The 22,983-nt window shown below is 61.6% G+C and carries 19 protein-coding genes; all 19 read right to left on the reverse strand.

Going from position 1 to position 22,983, the window contains the following annotated elements:
* Nucleotides 1–393 precede the first annotated feature (393 nt).
* On the reverse strand, nt 394–663 hold the full coding sequence (gene rpsO, locus HMPREF2894_RS06980; RefSeq protein ID WP_005507098.1) for a 30S ribosomal protein S15: 270 nt from the start codon (nt 661–663) through the stop codon (nt 394–396).
* Nucleotides 664–965: 302 nt separating this feature from the next.
* The gene (locus HMPREF2894_RS06985; RefSeq protein ID WP_070678508.1) at nt 966–2,381 is read right to left on the reverse strand and encodes an amino acid permease; all 1,416 of its coding nucleotides are present in this window, start codon (nt 2,379–2,381) and stop codon (nt 966–968) included.
* Nucleotides 2,382–2,633: 252 nt separating this feature from the next.
* Nucleotides 2,634–2,972, reverse strand: a complete 339-nt coding sequence (locus HMPREF2894_RS06990) for a hypothetical protein (RefSeq protein WP_049344379.1) — start codon at nt 2,970–2,972, stop codon at nt 2,634–2,636.
* A gap of 196 nt (nt 2,973–3,168) precedes the next feature.
* On the reverse strand, nt 3,169–4,062 hold the full coding sequence (gene mtnN / locus HMPREF2894_RS06995; RefSeq protein ID WP_049341700.1) for a 5'-methylthioadenosine/S-adenosylhomocysteine nucleosidase: 894 nt from the start codon (nt 4,060–4,062) through the stop codon (nt 3,169–3,171).
* Entirely contained in the window at nt 4,062–4,520 is a 459-nt protein-coding gene (locus tag HMPREF2894_RS07000) for an S-ribosylhomocysteine lyase (protein ID WP_049341699.1), read from the reverse strand. Before HMPREF2894_RS07000 ends, mtnN begins: the two co-directional genes overlap by 1 nt.
* 261 nt (nt 4,521–4,781) lie before the next feature.
* The gene (locus HMPREF2894_RS07005) at nt 4,782–5,798 is read right to left on the reverse strand and encodes a bifunctional riboflavin kinase/FAD synthetase (RefSeq protein WP_049345127.1); all 1,017 of its coding nucleotides are present in this window, start codon (nt 5,796–5,798) and stop codon (nt 4,782–4,784) included.
* 262 nt (nt 5,799–6,060) lie between these two features.
* Nucleotides 6,061–6,798 (reverse strand): DUF4345 domain-containing protein, encoded by a 738-nt coding sequence (locus HMPREF2894_RS07010; RefSeq protein WP_070594119.1) that lies wholly within the window; start codon nt 6,796–6,798, stop codon nt 6,061–6,063.
* A gap of 221 nt (nt 6,799–7,019) precedes the next feature.
* On the reverse strand, nt 7,020–8,117 hold the full coding sequence (gene truB, locus HMPREF2894_RS07015; protein WP_049338489.1) for a tRNA pseudouridine(55) synthase TruB: 1,098 nt from the start codon (nt 8,115–8,117) through the stop codon (nt 7,020–7,022).
* Nucleotides 8,118–8,558: a 30S ribosome-binding factor RbfA gene (gene rbfA, locus HMPREF2894_RS07020; protein WP_005507090.1), complete on the reverse strand. Its 441-nt coding sequence runs from the start codon at nt 8,556–8,558 to the stop codon at nt 8,118–8,120.
* Between the two features lie 174 nt (nt 8,559–8,732).
* Nucleotides 8,733–11,600, reverse strand: coding sequence for a translation initiation factor IF-2 (gene infB / locus HMPREF2894_RS07025; RefSeq protein WP_070678511.1), 2,868 nt, complete (start codon nt 11,598–11,600; stop codon nt 8,733–8,735).
* Between the two features lie 219 nt (nt 11,601–11,819).
* Nucleotides 11,820–12,161: a YlxR family protein gene (locus HMPREF2894_RS07030; protein WP_049341695.1), complete on the reverse strand. Its 342-nt coding sequence runs from the start codon at nt 12,159–12,161 to the stop codon at nt 11,820–11,822.
* Between the two features lie 251 nt (nt 12,162–12,412).
* The gene (gene nusA, locus HMPREF2894_RS07035) at nt 12,413–13,510 is read right to left on the reverse strand and encodes a transcription termination factor NusA (RefSeq protein WP_049362942.1); all 1,098 of its coding nucleotides are present in this window, start codon (nt 13,508–13,510) and stop codon (nt 12,413–12,415) included.
* A gap of 109 nt (nt 13,511–13,619) precedes the next feature.
* Entirely contained in the window at nt 13,620–14,291 is a 672-nt protein-coding gene (gene rimP / locus HMPREF2894_RS07040) for a ribosome maturation factor RimP (RefSeq protein ID WP_070604796.1), read from the reverse strand.
* Between the two features lie 86 nt (nt 14,292–14,377).
* Nucleotides 14,378–16,222, reverse strand: a complete 1,845-nt coding sequence (locus HMPREF2894_RS07045; RefSeq protein WP_070678514.1) for a proline--tRNA ligase — start codon at nt 16,220–16,222, stop codon at nt 14,378–14,380.
* A 111-nt stretch (nt 16,223–16,333) separates the two neighbouring features.
* Nucleotides 16,334–17,629, reverse strand: a complete 1,296-nt coding sequence (locus HMPREF2894_RS07050; protein ID WP_246827028.1) for a GNAT family N-acetyltransferase — start codon at nt 17,627–17,629, stop codon at nt 16,334–16,336.
* A gap of 183 nt (nt 17,630–17,812) precedes the next feature.
* Entirely contained in the window at nt 17,813–18,955 is a 1,143-nt protein-coding gene (gene ispG / locus HMPREF2894_RS07055; RefSeq protein ID WP_044142245.1) for a flavodoxin-dependent (E)-4-hydroxy-3-methylbut-2-enyl-diphosphate synthase, read from the reverse strand.
* 139 nt (nt 18,956–19,094) lie between these two features.
* The gene (locus tag HMPREF2894_RS07060) at nt 19,095–20,450 is read right to left on the reverse strand and encodes a M50 family metallopeptidase (RefSeq protein ID WP_070678520.1); all 1,356 of its coding nucleotides are present in this window, start codon (nt 20,448–20,450) and stop codon (nt 19,095–19,097) included.
* 446 nt (nt 20,451–20,896) lie between these two features.
* On the reverse strand, nt 20,897–22,222 hold the full coding sequence (gene dxr, locus HMPREF2894_RS07065; RefSeq protein WP_070678523.1) for a 1-deoxy-D-xylulose-5-phosphate reductoisomerase: 1,326 nt from the start codon (nt 22,220–22,222) through the stop codon (nt 20,897–20,899).
* A gap of 140 nt (nt 22,223–22,362) precedes the next feature.
* Nucleotides 22,363–22,950, reverse strand: a complete 588-nt coding sequence (locus HMPREF2894_RS07070; RefSeq protein ID WP_012903944.1) for a cell division protein DivIVA — start codon at nt 22,948–22,950, stop codon at nt 22,363–22,365.
* Nucleotides 22,951–22,983 lie beyond the last annotated feature (33 nt).

Raw genomic sequence — 22,983 nt, forward strand, 5'->3', positions numbered from 1 at the left:
CTTTCTTCTTGGCAGGCCGTACGGCGCACGAGTCGGCCTTCGATAGGAAACCACGGCACCTCTCCCCCGCCTTTTCGTGTGCTCGACGTGTGTCGGCACGGTTGTGGGGGTGGTGTTGTTCCGTAATTCGCTACCGAGGACCGCGGCGTGTGTGCCGGTACGGCCCGTGTTCTTTCTTTCAGGTGAGGCGGCATCTTCTCGCGCAGCTTTGGAATCTAGCCCAAAAACCTAGCGCAGGAATCTAGCTAGCGGAAGATGCGCCCCTCAACGCGGCAGTACGGACGCGCTGGCGCTACCCGCCTCCGAAATGGAGGGCTGGTAGTGCTGACAGCACGTCCGCACACACCGCCTAAAGGCGATTAATCACCACAAAAGCGTCAAGACGCTCCTGTTTTATCGGCGCAGACCCAGGCGCTCGATCAGCGAACGGTAACGCTCGATGTCGACGCTCTTCAGGTAGCCGAGCATGTTGCGGCGACGACCAACGAGGATCATCAGGCCACGACGGGAGTGGTGATCGTGCTTGTGGAACTTCAGGTGCTCGGTCAGGTCGGCGATACGACGAGACAGAACTGCAATCTGAACCTCGGGCGAACCGGTGTCGCCCTCGTGGGTTGCGTATTCCTTGATGATTGCCTGCTTGACAGCGGGATCCAGTGCCACTTTTAACTCCTAGAGTTAGTACCGCATACGTCCCGTACGGACGGTTGCCGCCGGGTGGTGGGCTTACGCCCTGTAATACACGTCGTCTGCTGCGGACTGCAGACGCGTTCTTCCCATTCTACGCTACCGGGGCGCTTTCGTGGAAGGGTGAGCAGAAGCCCGGCGACAGGTAGCTCATCACACTACCGGTCGCCGGGCTTTGCAGTCGGGTTCTCACACCGGGTTCTCACGCCGAGTCCTCGCACCGGGCTCTACGTTTATTCAGTGGCTCTACGTTTATTCGGTGTCTGCGCTTCTACTCCCTATGCTTCTGCTGCTTCAGCGCGAGCGCGGACCACCACGAGGCGGTAGTAGACCAGCAGGAACAGGCACCAGATTGCGCCCATCACCAGCGCCAGCTGGGTGTCGGCGAAGCACCCGAAGAGCACCACGATAAAGATCATGAACGCCAACGCCAGGTAACTCAGCCACAGGGGCTGGCGTACCGGCTGCGCCTCGGTATCGGCGCCGCTACGCTTGAAGGCAATGTGCGCCAGCAGAATCATGACCCACACGAATACGGTCGCGAAGGTTGCCAGGGAGGCGACCACCTCGAACGCGTTCTCGAAGAGCACGTTCACGATCACACCGACCGCCATAACCAGCACCATGATGAGGGTGGTCATCCAGGGCGCACCGTTCTTCGTAACCTTCGCGAAAGAAGCCGGCGCCAGGTTCTGCTTCGCCAGGCCATACATCATGCGGCCGGCACCGTACACATCCGCGTTCAGCGCAGAGATGGCGGCGGTAATGATGACCACGTTCAGAATCGAAGCAGCCGCCGGAATGCCCAGGCCCTCAAAAATCTGTACGAACGGAGAGTTCGCCTTCGTCACCGAGTACCAGGGGTACAGGGACATGATGACCGACAGGGTCAGAATGTAGAAGATGAGGATGCGGAACGGCACCGTGCGAATCGCCTTGGGAATCGAGGTGCGCGGGTCCTTCGCCTCACCGGCGGCAATACCGATGTTCTCAATACCGCCGAAGGCAAACATCACCACGGTAAAGCAAGCGAGGAAGCCGGTAAATCCGTTTGCGAAGAAGCCGCCCTCAAGAGCCCAGAGGTTCGTAACCGAGGGCGCCACGGAGTCGTGCGCCTGCACACCCACGAAGAGCAGAACCACGCCGCCAACGATCATGGCGATAATGGCGCTGACCTTCACGAGGGTAAACCAGAATTCGGTTTCGCCGAACGCCTTGACCTTCGCCAGGTTAATGGCGAGCAGAATCAGCAGAACCGAGACGATCCAAATCCAGGAGGGGCTGTTCGGGAACCAGAACTTCATGTACACGGCAAAGGCGGTGACGTCCGCGATGGCGACCAGCGCCATTTCCAGGGCGTAGGTCCAGCCGGTCACAAAACCCGCCCAGCGTCCAAGGTAGCGGGTGGCGTATTCGGAGAACGCTCCGGAGACCGGGTGCGCCAGGGCGAGTTCGCCCATTGCGCGCATCACCATGAACACTGCCGCGCCGCCAATAACGTAGGCAAGCAGCACGGAGGGGCCCGCCAGCTGAATGGCGGATGCCGAACCGTAGAACAGGCCGGTGCCGATGGCGGAGCCGAGGGCGATGAACATAATGTGACGCAGGGAGAGTCCACGCGCTAGCTGCGGGCTCTCGGAGGTAGCCTCAGCTACGCCCTCCTGTACCGGGGATGAGTCCGGAGTGGTATTCATCTTCTTCTTTTCCTTTACCTCGTGGGGTGTACCCGCCGGTGGCGGGGAAACTTATCGAGCGGTGCCGCAGCTCAGCAGGTGACTGAGAGCGGTACCGGTTGATTCACTCCCCATCGAGTGATGGGGCGTTGCGCAGAAAGTGTTGCCTTCGCGCGTCGCCCCGGCGCATCCCCACCCAACCGGTACGGTGGGAGGGAACGCAAAAGACGGCGGGAAGGCAACGTTGCCTTTCCGCCGTCTTTTCGTCAAAGACTACTTCTGTCGCTTACGTCCAATGACGATAGAGCACAGAGCGGTTGCAGCAGTCACGGTGTAGACTGCAGGCCACGCGCCAAGCTTCTTGGCGAGCGGATGAGCGGCGCCGAACGCGCCGAGGTAGACAGCGGTGAGGAAGGTGGCACGGCCTGCGCCAGCCTTACGCTTCCAATTCTTGTAAGCCACGGCACCGCACAGTGCCAGGATAGCGCCACCGAGCGGGCGGATGCCGGTGCTAGATGCAACCTTGTAGCCACCGAGCAGACCGGTGACGGAGGCGAGAGTCGGGCAGAACTTCACGACGTACTCCTCTGTGAGATCGGACAGTTTCCTCATTCATAGTACTCCACGACACACAGAATGTATATTCACCACGGTTAATATTTCTGCGTTTCTCGCGGTTCAGGCGTAAAACCGGGCGCAGAGACCGGTACAAAAAGACCGGGGCGTGAACCCATCGGTTCACGCCCCGGCACTTGCCGCATGCGAGCTCACATCGTGCCGCATGCTCTGGATCGTTAGTTCTAGAGCTTTAGAGAGCCAGCTCCAGCGCCTCCAGCTGCGCCTCGGTCCACAGCTCAGCAGCCAGCTGCAGAGCGTAACGAGCCGAACGAGGAGCCACCACGTCCACGGAGAGGTGGAAGTCCTGGTCAGCCTCCGGGCCGCACAGATCAGACACGCAACGCACTCCGATAAACGGAATCTCGTAGTTGTGGCAGACCTGCGCAATAGCGGTGGTCTCCATGTCGGTGCTGATGGCGCCCTCAAACGCCTCGCGGGTGTCCTTCACGTTGTGGGCGGTTACGAAGGAGTTACCCGCCAGCATCTGGCCGCGGCGCACCTCCCACACGCTCTCAGCCTGCTCACGCACCGGCTCAAGTGCGGCGAGCGCATGCTCCAGAGCATCCTGCCACTCGTCCGCCTGGCCGTCGTAGCTTTCGGGCATGCCCGGAACCTGGCCGCGCGCGTAACCGAAGGCGGTCGCGTCGGCGTCAGTGTAGGTGTAGTTCTCGCCAATCAGCACGTCGCCCACGTTAATGCCGCGAGCCAAACCGCCGGCGGTACCTGCGCTGATGACGCCCAGGCAGTTCGAGGAGTAGCTGATCGCCTCGGTGACGGCGCTCGCCGCGTTCACCAGACCAATCTTGGAGCGAACCAGCAGCAGCGGAACCTGGTCCTCGCCCACCTGCAGGTAACGCGGGTGGAATACCGCCGCACCCTCGGTGAAGGAGGGCTGCAGCTCCTCGGTCACCTTCAGGAAGGGTGCGAGCTCCTCATCCATAGCCACCTGAATGATGATGGCGTTGGACATGCCGTCCATCAGCTCAAACATGCTGTTGAATGCCTCAGCCGGGTCGAAAGCGTTCGGGTCAAAGTCCACCGGGTTGAAGGCGGATGCGAAAGCATCAGGGATCTGTGCGCTCATTACGCCATCACCTGAGCCCACTCATCGCGTGCCGCGAGGAACTCGCGAGCCGCAGCCTGCGCACCTTCGAGGGTGTGGTTGGCACCCCAACCGCACTGCACCTCGTTCGCTGCCGGAACCTCGGTCGCGTTGAGGATATCGTTGAGGGTTGCTTCCAGGATGGGGAAGAAATCCTCGGGCTCCAGGCCCAGGGTCAGCGCGTAGAAACCGGTCTGGCAGCCCATCGGGGAGAAGTCAATCAGACGGTCGGTGTGGTTGCGCATGTGCTCGGCGCTCAGGTGCTCGATGGAGTGCACGGTCGGCATTTCCAGGTGCGCGGTGTTCGGCTGGGTGAAGCGGATATCGTACTTGATGAGGGTGTCGCCACCGGGCAGGATCTTGCGGTCTGCGATACGCACGTAGGGTGCTGCTACGGCGCGGTGGTCGAGGTTGAAGGATTCGACGTTCATTTTTTCCATGACTCTATCTTCTCTTAAAACGAGGACGACTAAAACAGGGGTGCCTCACGGGAGGCGCAGGACATCAAGGCGTGCGGCGCGGGTTGTTTCTTCGGAGGCGCAGGCGGTCAGGCGCGAAGAAGGTGCCCGCTTTTGCCCGTCCGGTCGGGTACGCAAAAGCCCCGGCGGCAGATCCGAAAATCTTACCGCCGGGGCATCACACGTCATCACCGCAGAAAATGCAGGCTGCGGCGCCCTGTGGCTGGGTTACCCGTGGTGGGGTTAGAGCTGGGGATGCTTCACTTCCGCCTGCACCGGGCACTCCGGCGGGCAGTAGTTCTTCGCGTCCTCAGCCAGCACCTCGCGGGTCTGCACCACATCATCGTTAATCTGCTCAATCAGCGCCTCAACACCGGTGTACGCCACCATGGGACGCAGACGCTTCACGAACTCAATCAGCACACGCTGACCGTACAGGTTGAAATCCTCCACGCGCTCTTCCGGGCGGTCAATCACGTGCGCCTCAACCTGGCGGTGCTCAATACCGTCAAAGGTCGGGTTCGTACCCACCGAAATAGCGGAGGGGTGACGGTTACCGGATTCGTCCACCAGCCAGCCGGCGTACACACCGTCGGCGGGAATCAGGCCGCGTGCCTCAAGCTCAAGGTTCGCGGTCGGGAAGCCCAACTCGCGGCCGCGCGCCAGACCGTGTACGACCTCACCAGCCATCATGTGGTGGCGGCCCAGCAGCTCGGTTGCGGCGGGCATATCGCCCTCCAGCAGCAGCTGGCGGATGCGGGTCGAGGAGCAGCGGGTGTTCTCATCCACCATCAGATCCTCAACGACAACCACCTCAAAGCCGTACTTCTCCCCCAGCTCACGCATGGTGTTCAGGTCGCCGGAGTTGTTGTTACCAAAGCGCACGTCGTCACCGATGACCACGAAACGCGCGTTCAGCGCATCCACGAAGGTGGACTTCACGAACTCTTCGGGGGTCTGCGCAGCGAACTCCAGGTTGTAGTTCAGCAGCAGGTAATCGTTCAGACCCAGCAGGCACATGAAGTAGCGGCGCGAACCCTGACCCATAATGTCGTGGTGGGCCGCCTCGGGACGGTGCACCTGCATCGGGTGCGGGTCAAAAGAGACCGCGATAGAGCTCAAACCGTGCTCTTCAGCAAGGGAGACCACGCGCGAAATCACGCGGGCATGTCCACGGTGCACGCCGTCAAAATTGCCGATGGTCACGACCGAGGGGCCGTAGCCGGCGGGGACCTCGCTCAAAGCGGTGTAGAGGGTCACGGGCTCTCCTGAAAAAGATAAATGTACCTAACCATCCTAGACCACAGGCGGCAGGATGCAGAATTCAAAACGGGAATCAACAGGGAATGGAACGGCGCCCCTCGCAGGCGGTGCCCTCTCCCCTACCTTTGCGGATGCGGCGGGGTATCTGGCACTCAACTGTGCAGCCTCCGCACCTGGAAAATCCATGCGCAGCACCCACCCATAAGAAAGCCCGGGCAGGCACCCCACCGTGCGGCAGGAACCTTCCCGGGCGTTACGACTACTTACGAGCCTGGTTACGAGAAGCCTTCAGCATCTCCTCGCGAATCTTATTGGACTTGTTAATCCAGCCGTACCACACCAGCAGGCACGGAGGAATCACAAGCTCAGTCACCATCAGCACGATCAGCGACCAGTGCGGGGTGCCGAAGAACGCCCACGACAGGATACGACCCACGCCGCCCAAGAAAACCACCAGGCAGGAGAACACGAGCATGTTCACCCACTTGAACTTCAGGGCAATGAACACGAAGGACAGGCCCACACCCACATAGGCTGCCGCGAAGAACACGTAGTTCGACTGCACCGAGGCGTTCGCAAAGTCCTGAGGCGCATCCGGAATGACGCGGACACCGCCCAGAACCTGCCACACACCGTACGCAATCATGAACAGACCGTACAGCGCCACCGCCGCGCGGAACGCCGCACGGTTCTGAGGCTTAGCCGCCTCCTCAAGGCTCTTGGGGCGGGCAAACGCCTCGCGGGTTGCCTTCTTCTCAGCCTTCTTAGCCGCCTTCTGCGACGCCTTATCGCCGGACGCCGGTGCGGCTACGCGAACACCCTCGGGTGCCTTCGCCGCAGAAATAGGCTCAGCGTTCTTAGCACCGGCAGCCTTCGCGGCACCGCTCTGAGTAGCAGCCCCGGTTACGGTAGCTTCAGCCTGTGCAGACTCCACGCGGGGTACCGGCGCGGTACGAGGCTCACTCGCCTTCTTAGCAGAGCTCTGGTTCTCGCTCATCTTCTCTCCTTCAGCGGGGCCGGGCGGCACCCGCACGAGTAGTCATGTGTGTTCAGGGGTTGTTTACGTTAGCGTGTTGAATGAATAGGGGGCGCACATTCGGTAGGGCGCATATTCAATAGGCACTGGATCAATCAGGCTTGAGGAATCAGGCTTGAAGGAATCAGGTGTGGGCAGGCGCAAACACCGAACCTTCTTCGCCTATCATAAGCCTTCAACGCCTAGTTGAAGGAACGATTCGCCTCAAAAACCAGCACCGGAGCGGCCTGCACCTTCCCGCGCTGCTTCTTATTCTCCAGAAGGGCAACCAGGGTACCGTCCGGGGCGAAGCCCGCCACAATACCCTCAACGCTGGCATGCTGCACCGCGCCGGACTCATCCGCGCTCGCGTGCACGGAACGCTTCACCACGGAACCGTCACCGCTGGGGCTAATACGACGACCGTAAGAAATGTCGCTCGCCTCCGCGGCAGAGAGCTCACGCGCACCAAAGATGCGGCGTGCCGCCTCCTCCAGGGGAAGCAGCGGCAAATCTTCCAGCGGTGCCTCCGACTCTTCACGGCGCTGCTTCAACTGCGCCAAATCGGCGGCATCCTCAAGCACCACCGCGCCCACACGGGTACGGCGAAGAGCCGTCAGGTGGCCACCGGTGCCCAGAATCTTGCCCAAATCACGCGCCAGGGCACGAATATAGGTGCCCGAAGAGCACGAAACCGTCACCTTGCAGTCAATCACGGGAACCGAGGTTGCCGCGTGTTCGCCCTCATTCTCGGGGTCCTCAATCACGTACTCGGCAAAACCAGGGTTGATGGAATGTACCGTGAACTCGCTAATCGTCACCGGACGCGCCGCCAACTCAACCTGCTCACCGCTACGCACACGCGCATACGAACGAACACCGTTGATCTTAATAGCGGACACCGCAGAAGGAACCTGCAGAATATCGCCGCTCAGCTGCGCCACAGCCTCCAGGATGCGCGCACGCATCTGCTCAGCGTCCAGACCGGTCAGCGCCTCGACGGCATCAGGATGCGCGGCGGTGTGCTCACCCTCGGCATCCTCAGTCAGCGTCTCAATGCCCAGGCGAATCGTCGCGTCATAGGTTTTATCCTGACCGACCAGGTAGGTCAGCAGCTTCGTTGCCTTATTGATGCCCAAAATCAGCACGCCGGTCGCGGCGGGATCCAGTGTACCGGCGTGACCGACCCGCCGGGTGCCAGCAATACGACGCATCTGAGAGACTGCGTCGTGGCTACTCATCCCGGCGGGCTTATCAATGACCATCAGGCCGGACGGGCCCTGAGGTTGCTTCTTCGCCACTTAGGCGTCCTCACCCTCGGCAGGCTCATCCTTCTTGTAGGGGTCAGCCTCACCAGCGTACTCGGCACCCTCAGCTGCAGCAGCCAGGGCGGCGTCGCGCTCGCGAGTCTCACGCAGAAGCGCCTCAATGTGGAAGGCGTTCTCGGGAACCTCATCAGCGACGAAAGTCAGGGTGGGGGTCAGGCGGGCTGTGATGTTCTTACCCACCTCGGCGCGCAGAATACCCTTAGCGGATTCCAGCGCCTTCTTGGTGTTTGCGGCGTCCTCTTCGGAGCCGAACACGGTGTAGTACAGGGTTGCGTGCTGCAGGTCGTTGGTCACGCGGGCATCGGTAATGGTCACAAAACCGAGGCGGGGATCCTTAACACGACGCTCCAGCGCCTTCGCCACAATTACCTTGATGCGGTCGGCAAGTCGTGCCGCGCGGGCTGCATCAGCCATGTGTTTCTCCTTGAAATATCGTGGCGCCTTCCGAGAACACTCGGGGTGTTACGGAGGCGTTCCAGGTAATGCGGAAGCGCCCGCCCCGCCAGCATCCGCCCCGCAGGCTCTAAGTTTTAGAAGCCTGCGGGTGCGGGAACACTAGCGGGTGACGGGCGCATCAGCGTGTGAGTCTTAGACACGCGGCTTTTCGCGCATCTCCCAAGTCTCGATAATGTCGCCTTCCTTGATGTCGTTGAAGGAGCCGAGGCCAATACCACACTCGAAACCTTCGCGAACCTCGGTAGCGTCGTCCTTGAAACGACGCAGCGACTCGATGGTGAGGTTGTCTGCCACCACGGAACCGTCGCGCACCAGGCGTGCCTTGGCGTTGCGCTTGATGATGCCGTTCTTGACGATTGAACCTGCGATGTTGCCCCACTTGGAGGAGCGGAAGACCTCACGGATCTCTGCGGAGCCGAGCTCCACTTCCTCGTACTCGGGCTTGAGCATACCCTTGACGGCCTGCTCAATTTCCTCAATCGCACGGTAGATGACCGAGTAGAACTTCATCTCGACGCCTTCGCGGTCGGCAAGTTCTGCAACGCGCTCTGCCGGGCGGACGTTGAAGCCGATGATGACCGCGTTGTCCACGGTAGCCAGGTTCACGTCGTTCTGGGTAATAGCACCCACACCGCGGTGGATGACGCGCAACTGAACCTCGTCGCCACCGGCGTCGATCTTCATCAGGGACTCTTCCAGTGCTTCCACAGCACCGGAGACGTCACCCTTAATGATCAGGTTCAGGGTGTCCATCTTGCCCTCAGCCACAGCGGCATCGAAGGACTCGAGGGTCACGCGCTTACGACGCTTAGCCAGCTGAGCGTTACGATCAGCAGCCTCACGCTTCTCAGCGATCTGACGAGCGGTACGCTCTTCCTCGGTGGAGAGGAAGGTGTCGCCTGCACGAGGAACGGTGGACAGACCCAGCACCTGAACGGGGCGGGACGGGCCAGCTTCCTTCACAGCCTGACCGTTCTCATCGAACATTGCACGAACACGGCCGTGAGCAACACCGGCAACGATAGCGTCACCGACGCGCAGGGTACCGGACTGAACCAGGACGGTGGAAACCGCACCGCGGCCCTTGTCCAGGTTTGCTTCAATAGCAACGCCGCGTGCTTCCTTGTTCGGGTTAGCAGTCAGTTCGAGCACGTCAGCGGTCAGGGTGACAGCCTCAAGCAGCTCGTCGATGTTGGTGCCGTTGCGAGCGGAGACGTCCACGAACATGGTGTCGCCACCGTACTCTTCGGGGATCAGACCGTACTCGGTGAGCTGGCCACGGATCTTGTCCGGGGACGCGCCTTCCTTATCGATCTTGTTCACAGCAACCACAATCGGCACGTTAGCTGCCTGTGCGTGGTTCAGTGCCTCAACGGTCTGGGGCATAACGCCGTCATCCGCTGCGACCACGAGGATTGCCACGTCGGTGACCTTCGCACCACGGGCACGCATAGCGGTGAACGCCTCGTGACCGGGGGTATCGATGAAGGTAATCGCGCGGTCTTCACCCTCAACGGTGGTGTGGACCTGGTATGCACCAATGTGCTGGGTAATGCCGCCGGCCTCACCATCAATGACGTTGGTGTTACGGATAGCGTCCAGCAGGCGGGTCTTACCGTGGTCAACGTGACCCATGACGGTAACGACCGGGGGACGAACCTCCAGAACGTCCTCGCCCTCAGCTTCTGCTTCGGCTTCGAGGTCGATGTCGAAGGATTCGAGCAGCTCGCGCTCCTCATCCTCCGGGGAAACAATCTTGATCGAGTAACCCAGTTCGGCACCCAGCAGCTCGAAGGTCTCCTCGTCCAGGGACTGAGTCTGGGTAGCCATCTCACCCAGGTGGAAGAGAACCGTAATCAGCGATGCCGGGTTTGCGCCAATCTTCTCAGCGAAGTCCATGATGGACGCGCCACGGCGCAGACGAATCTCGGTCGAGCCGTCGCCGCGAGGAACAACCACGCCACCGGGTGCCGGTGCGTTCAGCTGCTCCTGCTCATGGCGGCGAGCTGCCTTGGACTTGCGGCCCTTACGCTTGGAACCGCCGCGACCGAATGCACCCTGTGCGTTGCCGCGACCGCCGGGGCCGGGACGACCCGGACCGCGGTTGAAGCCGCCGCCGGAACCGCCGCCGCGACGTGCGCCGCCGCCACCGTTACCGCCGCCGTTGTTGGAACCGGACGCGCCGCCACCAACGTTGGATACCTTGGGCATCATCGAGGGGTTCGGGCGTGCGCCGCCGCCACCAGCCGGACGGGGTGCACCGGGACGTGCGCCAGCTGCCGGACGGGGGCCACCGTTACCACCGGGACGTGCGCCACCTGCGGGGCGGGGACCGCCGTTACCGCCGGGGCGTGCGCCACCGTTGCCACCGGGACGACCGTTACGTGCCGGACGGGGACCGCCGGAACGCTGGGAGTCGCCGCCGCCACGCTTCATACCCTGCTGGGATGCGAAGGGGTTGTTACCGGGGCGAGGACCGGGCTTGGGGCCGGGCTTCGGAGCGGCAGGCTTGGGTGCTGCCGGCTTCGGTGCAGCCTCGGGGCGTGCCATGCCCTGCTGGGATGCGAAGGGGTTGTTACCCGGGCGGGGGCCGCCGGGCTTGGGTGCTGCTGCCGGCTTTGCGGCGGGCTTAGCTGCTGCAGGCTTGGGAGCTGCGCTCTCAGCTGCGACAGGCTTAGCTGCAGGCTTAGGTGCCGGCTTAGCGGCAGGCTTTGCCGCTGCGGGCTTGGGGGCTGCCGCAGGCTTAGCGGCGGGCTTTGCTGCTGCGGGCTTGGGTGCCGGCTTAGCGGCAGGCTTAGCTGCCGACTCCGCGGGTGCTGCCTTTGCGGCAGGCTTAGCGGCTGCGGCGGGGAATTCCGCGCGCAGCTTCTTCAGAACCATGGGGTTCAGCGTGGAAGAGGAGCTCTTAACGAACTCGCCCATATCCTTAAGCTTGGCAATAACTTCCTTGGAAGGTACGCCTACTTCTTTAGCAAACTCGTGTACTCGAGGCTGAGCCAAATTTTCTCCATTCCCGGTCCGCACCGGGAATGGTGCGGACACTAATGTTTACGGGGTGCACGCCCGAAGGCGCGCCAATTCGTGAAATTGCCGGTGGGTGAGCACGAAAGGGTACTCATTTCGCGGCACTCATTAGATATCCATCAGTTTTCTGACTCGCTTTCAGATAAGAAGTCGTCAAACTCGTTGACTTACAGAGGGCATATACCCGAAAAGCGTCTATGAGGGGGTCGAGTCCGCAATAACGGCTCGAATCTGCTCACAGCACGCCTGCAGCTGGGCTGCAGGGACCGCTTTTTTGAAGGCGCGCGCCAGACCGTTCTTTTTCTGCAGAGCGGCTACGCACTTTTCGCTCGGATGGATCCAAGCGCCTCGTCCGGGCATAGTTCCCGCCGTATCGGGCTGATAGGGCGGGGTGTCCGCCTGCTCGGTAGCAGACGTGACGGGTGTGCGGGCGATGCGCAGCAGGTTGCGCTGTTCATCGCGGGCACGGCATCCGATGCAGGTGCGGACCGGTCCTTCAAACGCTTCGGAGGTTGCGGTGAGGTCGTGATTGCTCATGGTCCTCTCCCCTCTCTAGCGTGTGTAGAACCGCGTTCGCAGTACATTCGTGATGCTCTATCCGGTGCGCGTGAGGGCACGATAAAGCGCCCGGTTACGCACCGGCACATCTTAATAGTGTATCCCGTTTTTAAGAATCATGGGCAAAACTGTGACGCAGGCGCAAGAACACCGGGCACGTTGCTGCCCGATCTCTTGCGCCTGCATCAAAAGGATATGCCGCGGGATACGCCCCTCACCGGGGCTAATGCTTATTCAGCGTCCTGTGCGGACTCTTCTGCTGCTTCTTCAATTGCCTTCTCAGCGGAAGCTTCTTCAGCCAGGCTACGAGCCACGCGAGCTGCAACCTCTTCCTCGGCACGAACCTGAGCGTACTTGGACTCGGAGAGAATATCGATACGCCAGCCGGTCAGCTTCGCTGCCAGACGCGCATTCTGACCCTCACGGCCGATAGCCAGGGACAGCTGGTCATCCGGAACCACGGCACGAGCGGAGTACTCACGCGGGTTCGCGATAATGACCTCGGTGACCTTCGCCGGAGACAGTGCCGCAGCGATGAAGGTTGCCGGATCGGTCGAGTAGTCGACAATGTCAATCTTCTCGTCGTTCAGCTCGGCAGCAACCGCACGCACGCGGGCACCCATATCGCCGATGCAGGCGCCCTTAGCGTTGATGGTCGGGTTCTTCGCGGACACAGCAATCTTGGAGCGGTGACCAGCTTCACGTGCGATGGAGTTAATGGAAACCAGGCCCTCAGAGATTTCGGGAACCTCGTGCTCGAACAGGCGCAGAACCAGGTTCGGGTGCGAACGAGAAACCACAATCGAGGGACCCTTCGGGCCGCGGCGAGCCTCAACCAGGTAGGCGCGCAGGCGGGTACCGTGCGGGTACTTCTCGCCCGGAACCTGCTCGTTGCTGGGCAGAACAGCTTCAACGGTGCCCAGGTCAACCTGAACCATACGCGGGTTGTTGCCCTGCTGGATTACGCCGGACACCAGGGTGCCCTCACGGTCCTTGAACTCGCCCAGAACGGATGCGTCCTCAGCGTCACGCAGACGCTGCGAGAGCACCTGACGGACGGTTGCGGCAGCGATACGGCCAAAGTTGTTCGGGGTATCGTCGAACTCGTCAATCTTCTGGTTGTCCTCATCAAGCTCAGGAGCCAGAATGACGAACTCGCCGGTGGTGTGGTCGATGACGGCACGAGAGCCCTTAATAGCGCCGGGCTGCTTCATGTACGCAAGCAGCAGGGCGTTCTCAACCAGGGTGAAGAGCTCCTCCATGACGAGAGAGCGCTGCTTCGCCAATGCGCGCAGTGCGCCCAGGTCAATAGTTTTAATATCCTCCACGCTTTTCAGCCTTTCCCAGTTAGCACGGCGCCGGGACGCTTAGTGCGCCCCGGCTCCCGAACGGTATATACCTGGCACGGAGCACCCCGTGCCTGAAGCTTTAATAACTCTATTCTACCGGCTCAGCGGGCGAATTGAAGTCAATCTCGACGTGAGCAGAAGCAATATTTTCCCACGGAAGCAAGCTCGGCTCGTGGTACGACTCCTTCTGACCCTTCTTCGTGTTCTTCTTACGAGCCAGCACCGGACCCTCATCCTGCACCTCGTGCAGACGCGCCAGGTACTCGGTGCCGTCGGGTGCGGTGACCGCAATCAGGCGGGTACGGGCACGCTCCCAGTGGCGACGCTCGGTCAGAGCGCGGGTAGCACCGGGCGAGGACACCTCCAGCTCATAGGGGAAGAACTCGTCGTTTTCATCCGCACGATCCAGGGCGTTCGAAATCGCACCGGAAATCTCCGCGAGGGAATCCAGCGACAGCGAATCGGTACGCTCAGCGGTGTAGTCCACCGTAATCTTCACGGTGCGGTTCGCCGCCGGACCCGAAATCTTCAGGCCCTCCAGCACCAGCGAGAACTCGGAGATAACCGGGGCAATCGCCTCGGCGACCTCCTCCTCGCGGATCGCGCGGGTACCCACGCGCACCGGTGCCTCCACCACGGGCTCGCTATCAGCGCGAGTGCGGGGAGCGTTCACACCATTCGCCACGCGGGATGCGGCACGGCGAGCGCGCGCATTCGGGGCGCTCTTCTTAGAGCCAGAACGCTTCGGCTTATATGCCATAGTTCTCTTCTTTCATTCTTCCGCCGCTACCCTGCCCCACCTCCGGGGAGGCGGGGCAGGTGGCGACGGTTTTACGTCTTAGCGGGCTAGTGGCGTGCCTTAGGCGCGCGCACCTCAGCGATGACCTCAGCCACCGCGTTCTCGACGGACACCTCGCGAGCCTCACCGCTGCGGCGGTCCTTCAGCTCCAGCACGCCGTCCTTGAAGCCGCGACCAATCACCAGGATGGTGGGCACGCCCAGCAGCTCGGCGTCGCCGAACTTCACGCCGGGGCTGGTCTTCGGGCGGTCGTCCAGCATGACCTGCAGGCCGGCGGATTCCAGAGATGCGCTGAGCTTTTCAGCGTACTCGTGGGATGCTGCGTCCTTGCCGGTAACGACGATGTGCACGTCTGCCGGTGCCAGGTTGCGCGGCCAGATCAGGCCCTTCTCGTCGTGGTTACCCTCGGCGATAGCAGCCAGTGCGCGGGTCACGCCCACGCCGTAGGAGCCCATGGTCACGGTCTGCAGCTTGCCGTTCTGGTCCAGAACCTTCAGACCCAGTGCCTCAGCGTACTTGCGGCCCAGGGCGAAGATGTGGCCCATCTCGATACCGCGGGCTGCCACCAGCTCACCGGAGCCGTCCGGTGCCGGGTCGCCTTCACGCACCTCGCACGCCTCAATGACGCCGTCGGCGGTGAAGTCGCGGCCGAAGACCAGGTTCGCCACGTGCTTGCCCTCTTCGTTTGCGCCGGTCACCCAGCGGGTACCGCGCACCACGCGGGGGTCAACGAAGAAGGGAATACCGGTTGCGGAAGCTACCGCATCCTCGTCCTCGGTGTGCGCACCGAACAGGGGCGCGTCCAGGCTCAGGCCGGGGCCAATGTAGCCCTTGACCAGCTGCGGGTATGCCTTCAGGTCCTCTTCGCTGGCTGCCTCAACCTCAACCTCGCCGCCGATGCCCAGCAGGGCACCGATGTTGACCTCAACGCGCCCCAGGTCCACGGCACGGTCGCCGGGAACGCCCACGGCGAAGACCTTACGCTCGCCGGAGGGGGTGATGACGGTGCCCAGGAAGCACTTGAGGGTCTGCGAAGCATCCAGGGTGCCGCCGATAACCTCGGAGTGCAGTTCGTTCATGCGCTCCACCAGGGTCTCAATGGTGGCGGAGTCGGGGGTGTCCACAACGAGTGCCGCCGGGGTGTCCTCGGTGATTTCGATTTCCTCGGGAACCACGGTGGTGACGGCCTCAACGTTTGCCGCGTATCCGCCTGCGGAACGCACGAAGGTGTCCTCACCGATGGGGGTCGGGTGCAGGAACTCTTCACTGCGGGAGCCACCCATCGCGCCGGACTGTGCGGTCACAATGACAATCTCCAGGCCCAGGCGCTCAAAGATGCGCTGGTAGGCGGCACGGTGAGCCATGTACGCCTCGTTCAGGCCCTCATCGTCAATGTTGAAGGAGTAGGAGTCCTTCATGACGAACTCGCGGCCGCGCAGCAGACCCGCGCGGGGGCGCGCCTCATCGCGGTACTTGGTCTGAATCTGGTACAGGTAAACAGGCAGGTCCTTGTAGGAGGAGTACAGGTCCTTAACCAGCAGGGTGAACATTTCCTCGTGAGTGGGGGCCAGCAACATGTCTGCACCCTTGCGGTCCTTGAGGCGGAAGAGGTTGTCACCGTACTCGTCCCAGCGGTTGGTTGCCTCGTAGGGTTCGCGGGGCAGCAGTGCGGGGAAGTGAACTTCCTGCGCACCAATGGCGTCCATCTCTTCGCGGATGATGCTCTCGACCTTGCGCAGTACCTTCAGGCCCAGGGGCAGCCAGGTGTACACGCCGGGGGCTGCGCGGCGGATATAACCGGCGCGGACCAGCAGCTTGTGGCTGGCGACCTCAGCGTCTACGGGGTCCTCGCGCAGAGTGCGCACGAAGAGGTTGGAAAGGCGAAGTACCACGATTCTCCTTGAAAGGTCGATAGGTTTAGGTAGGGTGCCCGAGGCTCACCGGGTGAGCCGTAAATAGGCACAGTCGTCTTTAATTTTATAGCGTTTTAGGGTTCGGCGTGTTTAGCGCTCAAAAATGATGGTCGAGAACTGCCCAATCTGCTCCCAACCGGTCCCCCGATACATGGCAAGAGCACGGGCGTTGTAGTCGTTCACGTACAGGCTCAAATGCGGGTAGCGGCGCTGCAGAACCTGCGCGGCGGCGGCAAAGAACGGCTTAGCCAGCCCGTAGCCGCGGTAGTCCGGATGCAGCCACACGCCCTGCACCTGCGCGGCGTCCAGGTTCACGATGCCCGCATCCGCCTTGAAGATCACCCGCCCGTTCACATCGGCGACAATGGCGCTGCGCTGACCGGCAATGAGCGTGCGCAGGCGCGCCGCATAGCCGTCACCGTAGCGGGCAATCGGGTCGAAGCCGACCTCCTCGGTGAACATGGCGGCGGCGGCGGGCAGAAGCTCCCCCAGGTCCGCGGAGGTGGCGAGGCGTGCATACCCGGCAGGCTCACCGCTGAGTTGAAAAGCACCGACGGGACTCTGCCCCGGCTTGAGGGGCCTGGGTTTGATGGGCTCTGGCAGGTGCGCCGGCAGCTCAGGAAGCTCCGCCTCGTAGAAGCGGGCGAGGTCCTTCTCCGGCGGCAGATACAGCAGCGGCTGTACGGGGCGCTCCGACAGAACCCGCGCACGGTGATCGCAACCGTCGCCCAGGCTCGGCTGCAGCATCTGCAGTAGCGGGCTCTTACCGCTGCGAGTCTGCTCGCACAGCTCCTGCATGCGCGTCCACAGGGGCATCACGAAGGCGCTCTCACCGAACATGGAATCCAGGCGAGAACCCACCTGCAGTAGCAGCTGAGCCAGCGCGTCACGATGCGCGAGCGCCGTAGCATCCAGCGCCACTGTGTCCAGGGCGGGAGTGTCCAGGGTGGTGGCATCCGCCGCTTCAGCAACGGGAGAATCCACATCGTGCTCAGCGTGTTCAACCGCGACACGTTCAACGGCGGCATGTTCAACCGCGGCACCGCACAGCCGCACCGGCACCACATTCGAACCCAACAGCAGCACACAGCACAACTGCCCGTCACGCGCACAACCCACAAAGCCCTGATAGTAGTGCAGCGGAATACGCGGGGACCTCACCGGAAGAGGGCACGCCAAATAATGCTCAATGGAGTACAGATTCGGGACCGGGTCGCTAAAAAGGACCTCCTCCAGCTCATCGCACCACTGAGCATCCAGAGCAAAAACGTGTTCCTTCACGCGATCAGGCATAGGGAAAGAATCCATCGACGAAACAGCAGCAGACGAAACAGCAGCACGCCGGGCACGATGAGCCTTACGGCGGCGAGAAAAAAGAGTGAACATGACCTGTTGAGTGATAGAGAACGAGCGACAAAAAATAAGTGAAAATACGGGGACACGCACCCCCGAAAAAGCAGCCGGATCCTGCGGCCACAACCAGCAGCGGCAAGCACCAAGCCTGCCACCACCATAACCGGAAAAGCGCGGAGGCGCCCTCACCAGGGCGCCTCCGCGCACAAAAGCTAACTAGCTCACCGAAACAGCCGGGGAACCCTCAGGAACATACTCGCCCGAAGCCTCCATCTCAGCAGCAATACGGGTCGCCTCTTCAATCAGAGTCTCAACAATCTGATCCTCAGGCACAGTCTTAATGACCTCACCCTTCACGAAAATCTGGCCCTTACCGTTACCGGACGCCACACCCAGGTCAGCCTCACGAGCCTCACCCGGGCCGTTCACCACGCAACCCATCACGGCAACACGCAGCGGAACCTTCATGTGCTCCAGGCCCTTAGTCACGTTCTCAGCAAGCTCCCACACGTTCACCTGCGCACGACCACACGACGGGCAAGACACAATATCCAGCTTGCGGGGGCGAAGGTTCAGCGACTCCAGGATCTTGGTGCCCACCTTCACCTCCTCAACCGGAGGAGCAGACAGCGACACGCGAATAGTATCGCCAATACCCTGAGACAGCAGAGTACCGAACGCCACCGAGCTCTTAATAGTGCCCTGGAACGCCGGACCAGCCTCAGTCACACCCAAGTGCAGGGGCCAGTCACCGCGCTCAGCCAGCTGACGGTACGCCTCCACCATCACCACAGGGTCATTATGCTTCACAGAAATCTTGAAATCACGGAAACCGTGCTCCTCAAAGAGCGAAGCCTCCCACACAGCAGACTCAACCAGAGCCTCCGGAGTAGCCTTACCGTACTTCTCCAACAGACGCTTATCCAGCGAACCAGCATTCACACCAATACGCAGAGAAACGCCGTGGTCCGAAGCCATCTGAGCGATTTCCTTCACCTGGTCGTCGAACTTACGGATATTACCCGGGTTCACACGCACAGCACCGCAACCAGCCTGAATAGCCGCATACACGTACTTCGGCTGGAAGTGAATATCAGCAATCACCGGAATACGGGACTGCTTCGCAATAATGGGCAGAGCCTCCGCATCCTTATCAGTCGGGCACGCCACACGCACAATATCGCAACCGGCAGCGGTCAACTCAGCAATCTGCTGCAGAGTCGCACCAATGTCGTGGGTCTTAGTGGTCGTCATCGACTGCACCGAAATCGGAGATTCAGAACCAACACCGACAGAACCCACCTTAAACTGGCGAGTTTTACGACGCGGGGACAGAACCGCGGGAGCGGGCTTCGGCATACCAAGGCTGACCGACAAGGTTTTCCTCCATACATGGGTTATGAAGGACGTACGACGCATCCTTCGTTCAACTTTTTATTGTGCCACTGACGCGAAAGAAAGCACTAATACGGGTACCCTTACCGCGCGCAACAACACACTAAAACAGGGTGATGGGCTTAACAATATCCGCCACAATCAGAATGACAGACATCACAATAAACGCGCCTGCCACCACATACGTCAACGGCAACAACTTCACCGGATCAAACGGACCCGGATCCTTACGCCCAGTCAAACGTGCAAAGAAACGACGCACCCCCTCCCAGAGCGCACCCAACACGTGGCCACCATCCAGAGGCAGAAGCGGAATCAGATTAAACGCAAAAAGCATCAAATTCATATTCGCCACCAGCGAGACCAACATCGCAGCCTTCGCCTTCACATCAATACGGTCAGTAGCCGTCACCTCACCGGCAATACGACTCACACCAACCACAGACACCGGCGACTCAACACTACGCTCACCACCAGTCACCAAAGTCACCGTCAACTCCCACACACGCTGCGGCAACGACAACATCGACGAACCCACACGAGAGAGCGTATCGCCCACCATCGCAGGCACCTCAGTAATAGAACCAGGCACCAACTCACTCGACGGCGACACACCCACAAAACCGCCGCGAGTCGTCGCAATCGAACCATCCGCAGCACGCGCATACTGGCCCTTACCATCAGAAACCGGGCGGATCATCTCAACCGGAGTCACCGACAAATCCAGACGCTGACCATCACGCTCCACCGTCAAAGTGCTCGGGTGAGAACCCGCCGCACGAATCGCCGAAGACACAGCCTCCCACGAACCCGTCGACGCACCATTCACAGCAACCACACGGTCACCCACCCGCACACCAGCAGTCTTCGCCGGCGACGGGGTGGACTTATCCGTACACTCGCCATAGCTAATCGAATCATGAGTGACATTCACGCTCGGCACGCACTCAGACACCGCCGACACCTTATTCGTCACCTGCGCCGTACCAAAACCACAAATCAGCACAGCAGTACACACCACACCAATCAGCAGGTTCATCGTCGGACCGCCCAACATAATCACCATGCGCTTGAGCACCGGCAACTTATAGAACAGGCGGTCCTCATCACCGGGCTTCAGGCGCTCAGCATCCGCCGCACGAGCCTCCTCAGCCAAGGACGCAAACGGGCTGGTACTGCCCGAATGGCCCTCCTCATGGTGTTCCTTCACCTCAGCAGGGCTCGGCGGGTACATGCCAATCATCGAAATGTAACCGCCCAACGGGATCGCCTTGAAACCGTACTCGGTCTCGCCGCGGCGGAAAGAGAACACGGTCTTACCGAAGCCAATCATGTACTGCGGAACGCGCACATTGAACAGCTTCGCGGGCACCAGATGCCCCACCTCGTGCAGGGCAATCGAGACGGCAATAGCGATTGCCATGAGGATAATGCCCACAGCGTACAGCAGGATTTCCACGCTTTTTCTCGTTTCGGTTCGGGGATACGAAGCTTCTAGGATACTCGCTTAGCCTGTGAAGGCGCTCTCCCCCGCTTTCTGGAGGGGTTGGCTTGGGCGGGGTTTGTCTGGGATAGATGAGGAGGGGCGGTGTTCGTCCTCGTTCCTACAGGGGCACCCGCCCTCGCTTCGCTTCGGGCACCCTGATGTCACTTACGGACGACACCGCCCCTCCGCATGCACGCTAGGCTCCCCGAGGTGGCGCGCCGTGTTTTCCGGAAGCGCCCTCAGGGTGTCACACGGACGCTCTCCGCAGCGAAGCAAGGAGGGGCGGAGCGTCCGGGTGACGGGTGCCCCTGCGTAGGCGCGGAGGAAACATGCGGCGTGCCGTCCCAACTAGCGAAGCGAGAACAAACACCACCCCTCCAAGTCCCAATCCGGGGGCAAGTACCGCCCTCAAAAGCGATTTAGCGTCCGGTCATACCCAGCAGCTCATTCGCACGAACGCGAGCCCAACGCTCCGCGTTCAGCACCGCATCCAGCGTCAAATCAGCGTCAGAGACAGCCTCAGCGCTGCCGGTGTGCTCCTCCAGCACTCGCGCCACCGAATCGACAATATCGGTAAAGCGAATCGCGCCCGCATGGAATGCTGCCACGGCTTCCTCATTGGCGGCGTTGAACACTGCCGGATGGGTGCCGCCGACCTCACCGGCGTCCTTGATCATGCGCACGGCGGGGAATGCTTCCTCGTCCAGCGGCTCAAAAGTCCAGGATGCAGCCTTCGACCAGTCACAAGCAGGCACAGCACCGGGGATTCGGTGCGGCCAGGTCAGACCCAGCGCGATGGGCAGAACCATGCTCGGCGGGGACGCCTGCGCAATGGTTGAGCCGTCCACGAACTGCACCATGGAGTGCACGATGGACTGCGGGTGAACCGCCACGTCAATACGGTCCAGGTCCACGCCGAACAGGTGGTGTGCTTCAAGCACTTCGAGTGCCTTGTTGACCATGGTTGCCGAATTGGTGGTGACGACCAGGCCCATGTCCCAGGTGGGGTGTGCGAGCGCCTGCGCGGGGGTCACGTCGTGTAGCTGTTCGCGCTTGTAGCCGCGGAACGGGCCGCCCGATGCGGTGAGGATGAGTCGGTCGATTTCTGCGTCGGTTCCGGAGGCGAGCGCCTGCGCGAGGGCGGAGTGTTCGGAGTCGACGGGCACCATGGGGGTGTTCAGGGGGGATGCATCGACGGCGGCGCGTACGAGCGGGCCGCCTGCGATGAGGGATTCCTTGTTGGCCAGTGCCACTCGGTAGCCGCTGTTGAGGGCGGTGAGTGTCGGTTCCAGGCCGATGGATCCGGTGATGCCGTTGAGGACGGTGTCTGCCGGGTGTGCTGCGGCCTGTACGGATGCTTCGGGACCGTGGGCGATTTGCGGGGTGTAGCCGGTGGCGCCTGCTTCGGAGGCTGCCGCTTCGATGAGTTCGCGGAGGCGCTGCGCGTCGTCGGCGGTGCCGCTGGTGGCGACCAGTTCGGCGCGCACGTGCACTGCCTGGCGTGCGAGCAGTTCGAGGGATCGGGAGCCTGCGGAGAGGGCGACGACTTTCAGCGGTGCGTCGGCGGCGGAGGCGCTGGTGCCTTTGAGTGCGGCGAGGTGGTCGATGACTTCCATGGCTTGGGTGCCGATGGAGCCGGTTGAGCCGAGGAGGGTGACGCGCTGCGGTGCGCGGGTGAGTTCTGTGAGGGCGTCGGTGAGGCGGTCGCGGCTGCCGCCGACGCGTGCTGAGGATCCAAACTTCATGGTTCTAGTGTCTCATGAGCTCGCGGGTACGTTCGGGTACTGGCGCCGCCTCTCATCTTAGAAGGCCCAGCACAGAAGACCCCAGCGCAGAAGAATCCCCCGCCCTGTCATACGGGGCGGGGGATTCAACACTTCACGTTTTAGAGCAGGTCCTGCAACAGCTCAATGCAGCGGTCCAGGAAAGCGTCCACCTGGGATTCCTCGTAGCTGACGGTGCCCGAGGCGGGGCGAAACTTTGCGTGGCGCACCACGGACGGGTCCAGCGGCTCCTCGCTGTTGAGCTGGGCGTACACGCGGTCGCAGATGGCGTCCACGTCGCCGACGAAGTAGCCCATGTGGCGGCGCTTGCTGGGGCGGCGGAAACGCTCACCGGCGGGGCGTTCCAGGCGGCCTGCGAGCAGTTCACCGGTCTCTACGAGGGAGCGTTCCCAGTTGTCCAGGCCGTACGCCTCAATGTAGCGGCTGCGTTCGAGCTTGGCGAAGCGTTCCTCAATCTTTTCGAGGGCGCGGTCGACCACATCCAGCTGGTAGCCGCCGGGTTCTTCGCGGAAGACGACCTGGCGGATTCGTCGGGAGGTGTAGAGGTCTTCGGGTAGCTCGGCGGCTCCGCTGAGCTTCTCGTAGTCCTCGGCGAGGCGGGTGAACAGGCGGTCTACTTCACTGCGCTTGTAGCCGGGTTCGGTTTCTGCTGCACGGGCAAATCCGCCTCCGTGGGTGGTGCTTGCCAAGGTGGGCTCCTCTCGACGATTGAACTTTAAGAA

The sequence above is a fragment of the Rothia sp. HMSC066G02 genome, assembly GCF_001813145.1.
GTDB lineage: Bacteria > Actinomycetota > Actinomycetes > Actinomycetales > Micrococcaceae > Rothia.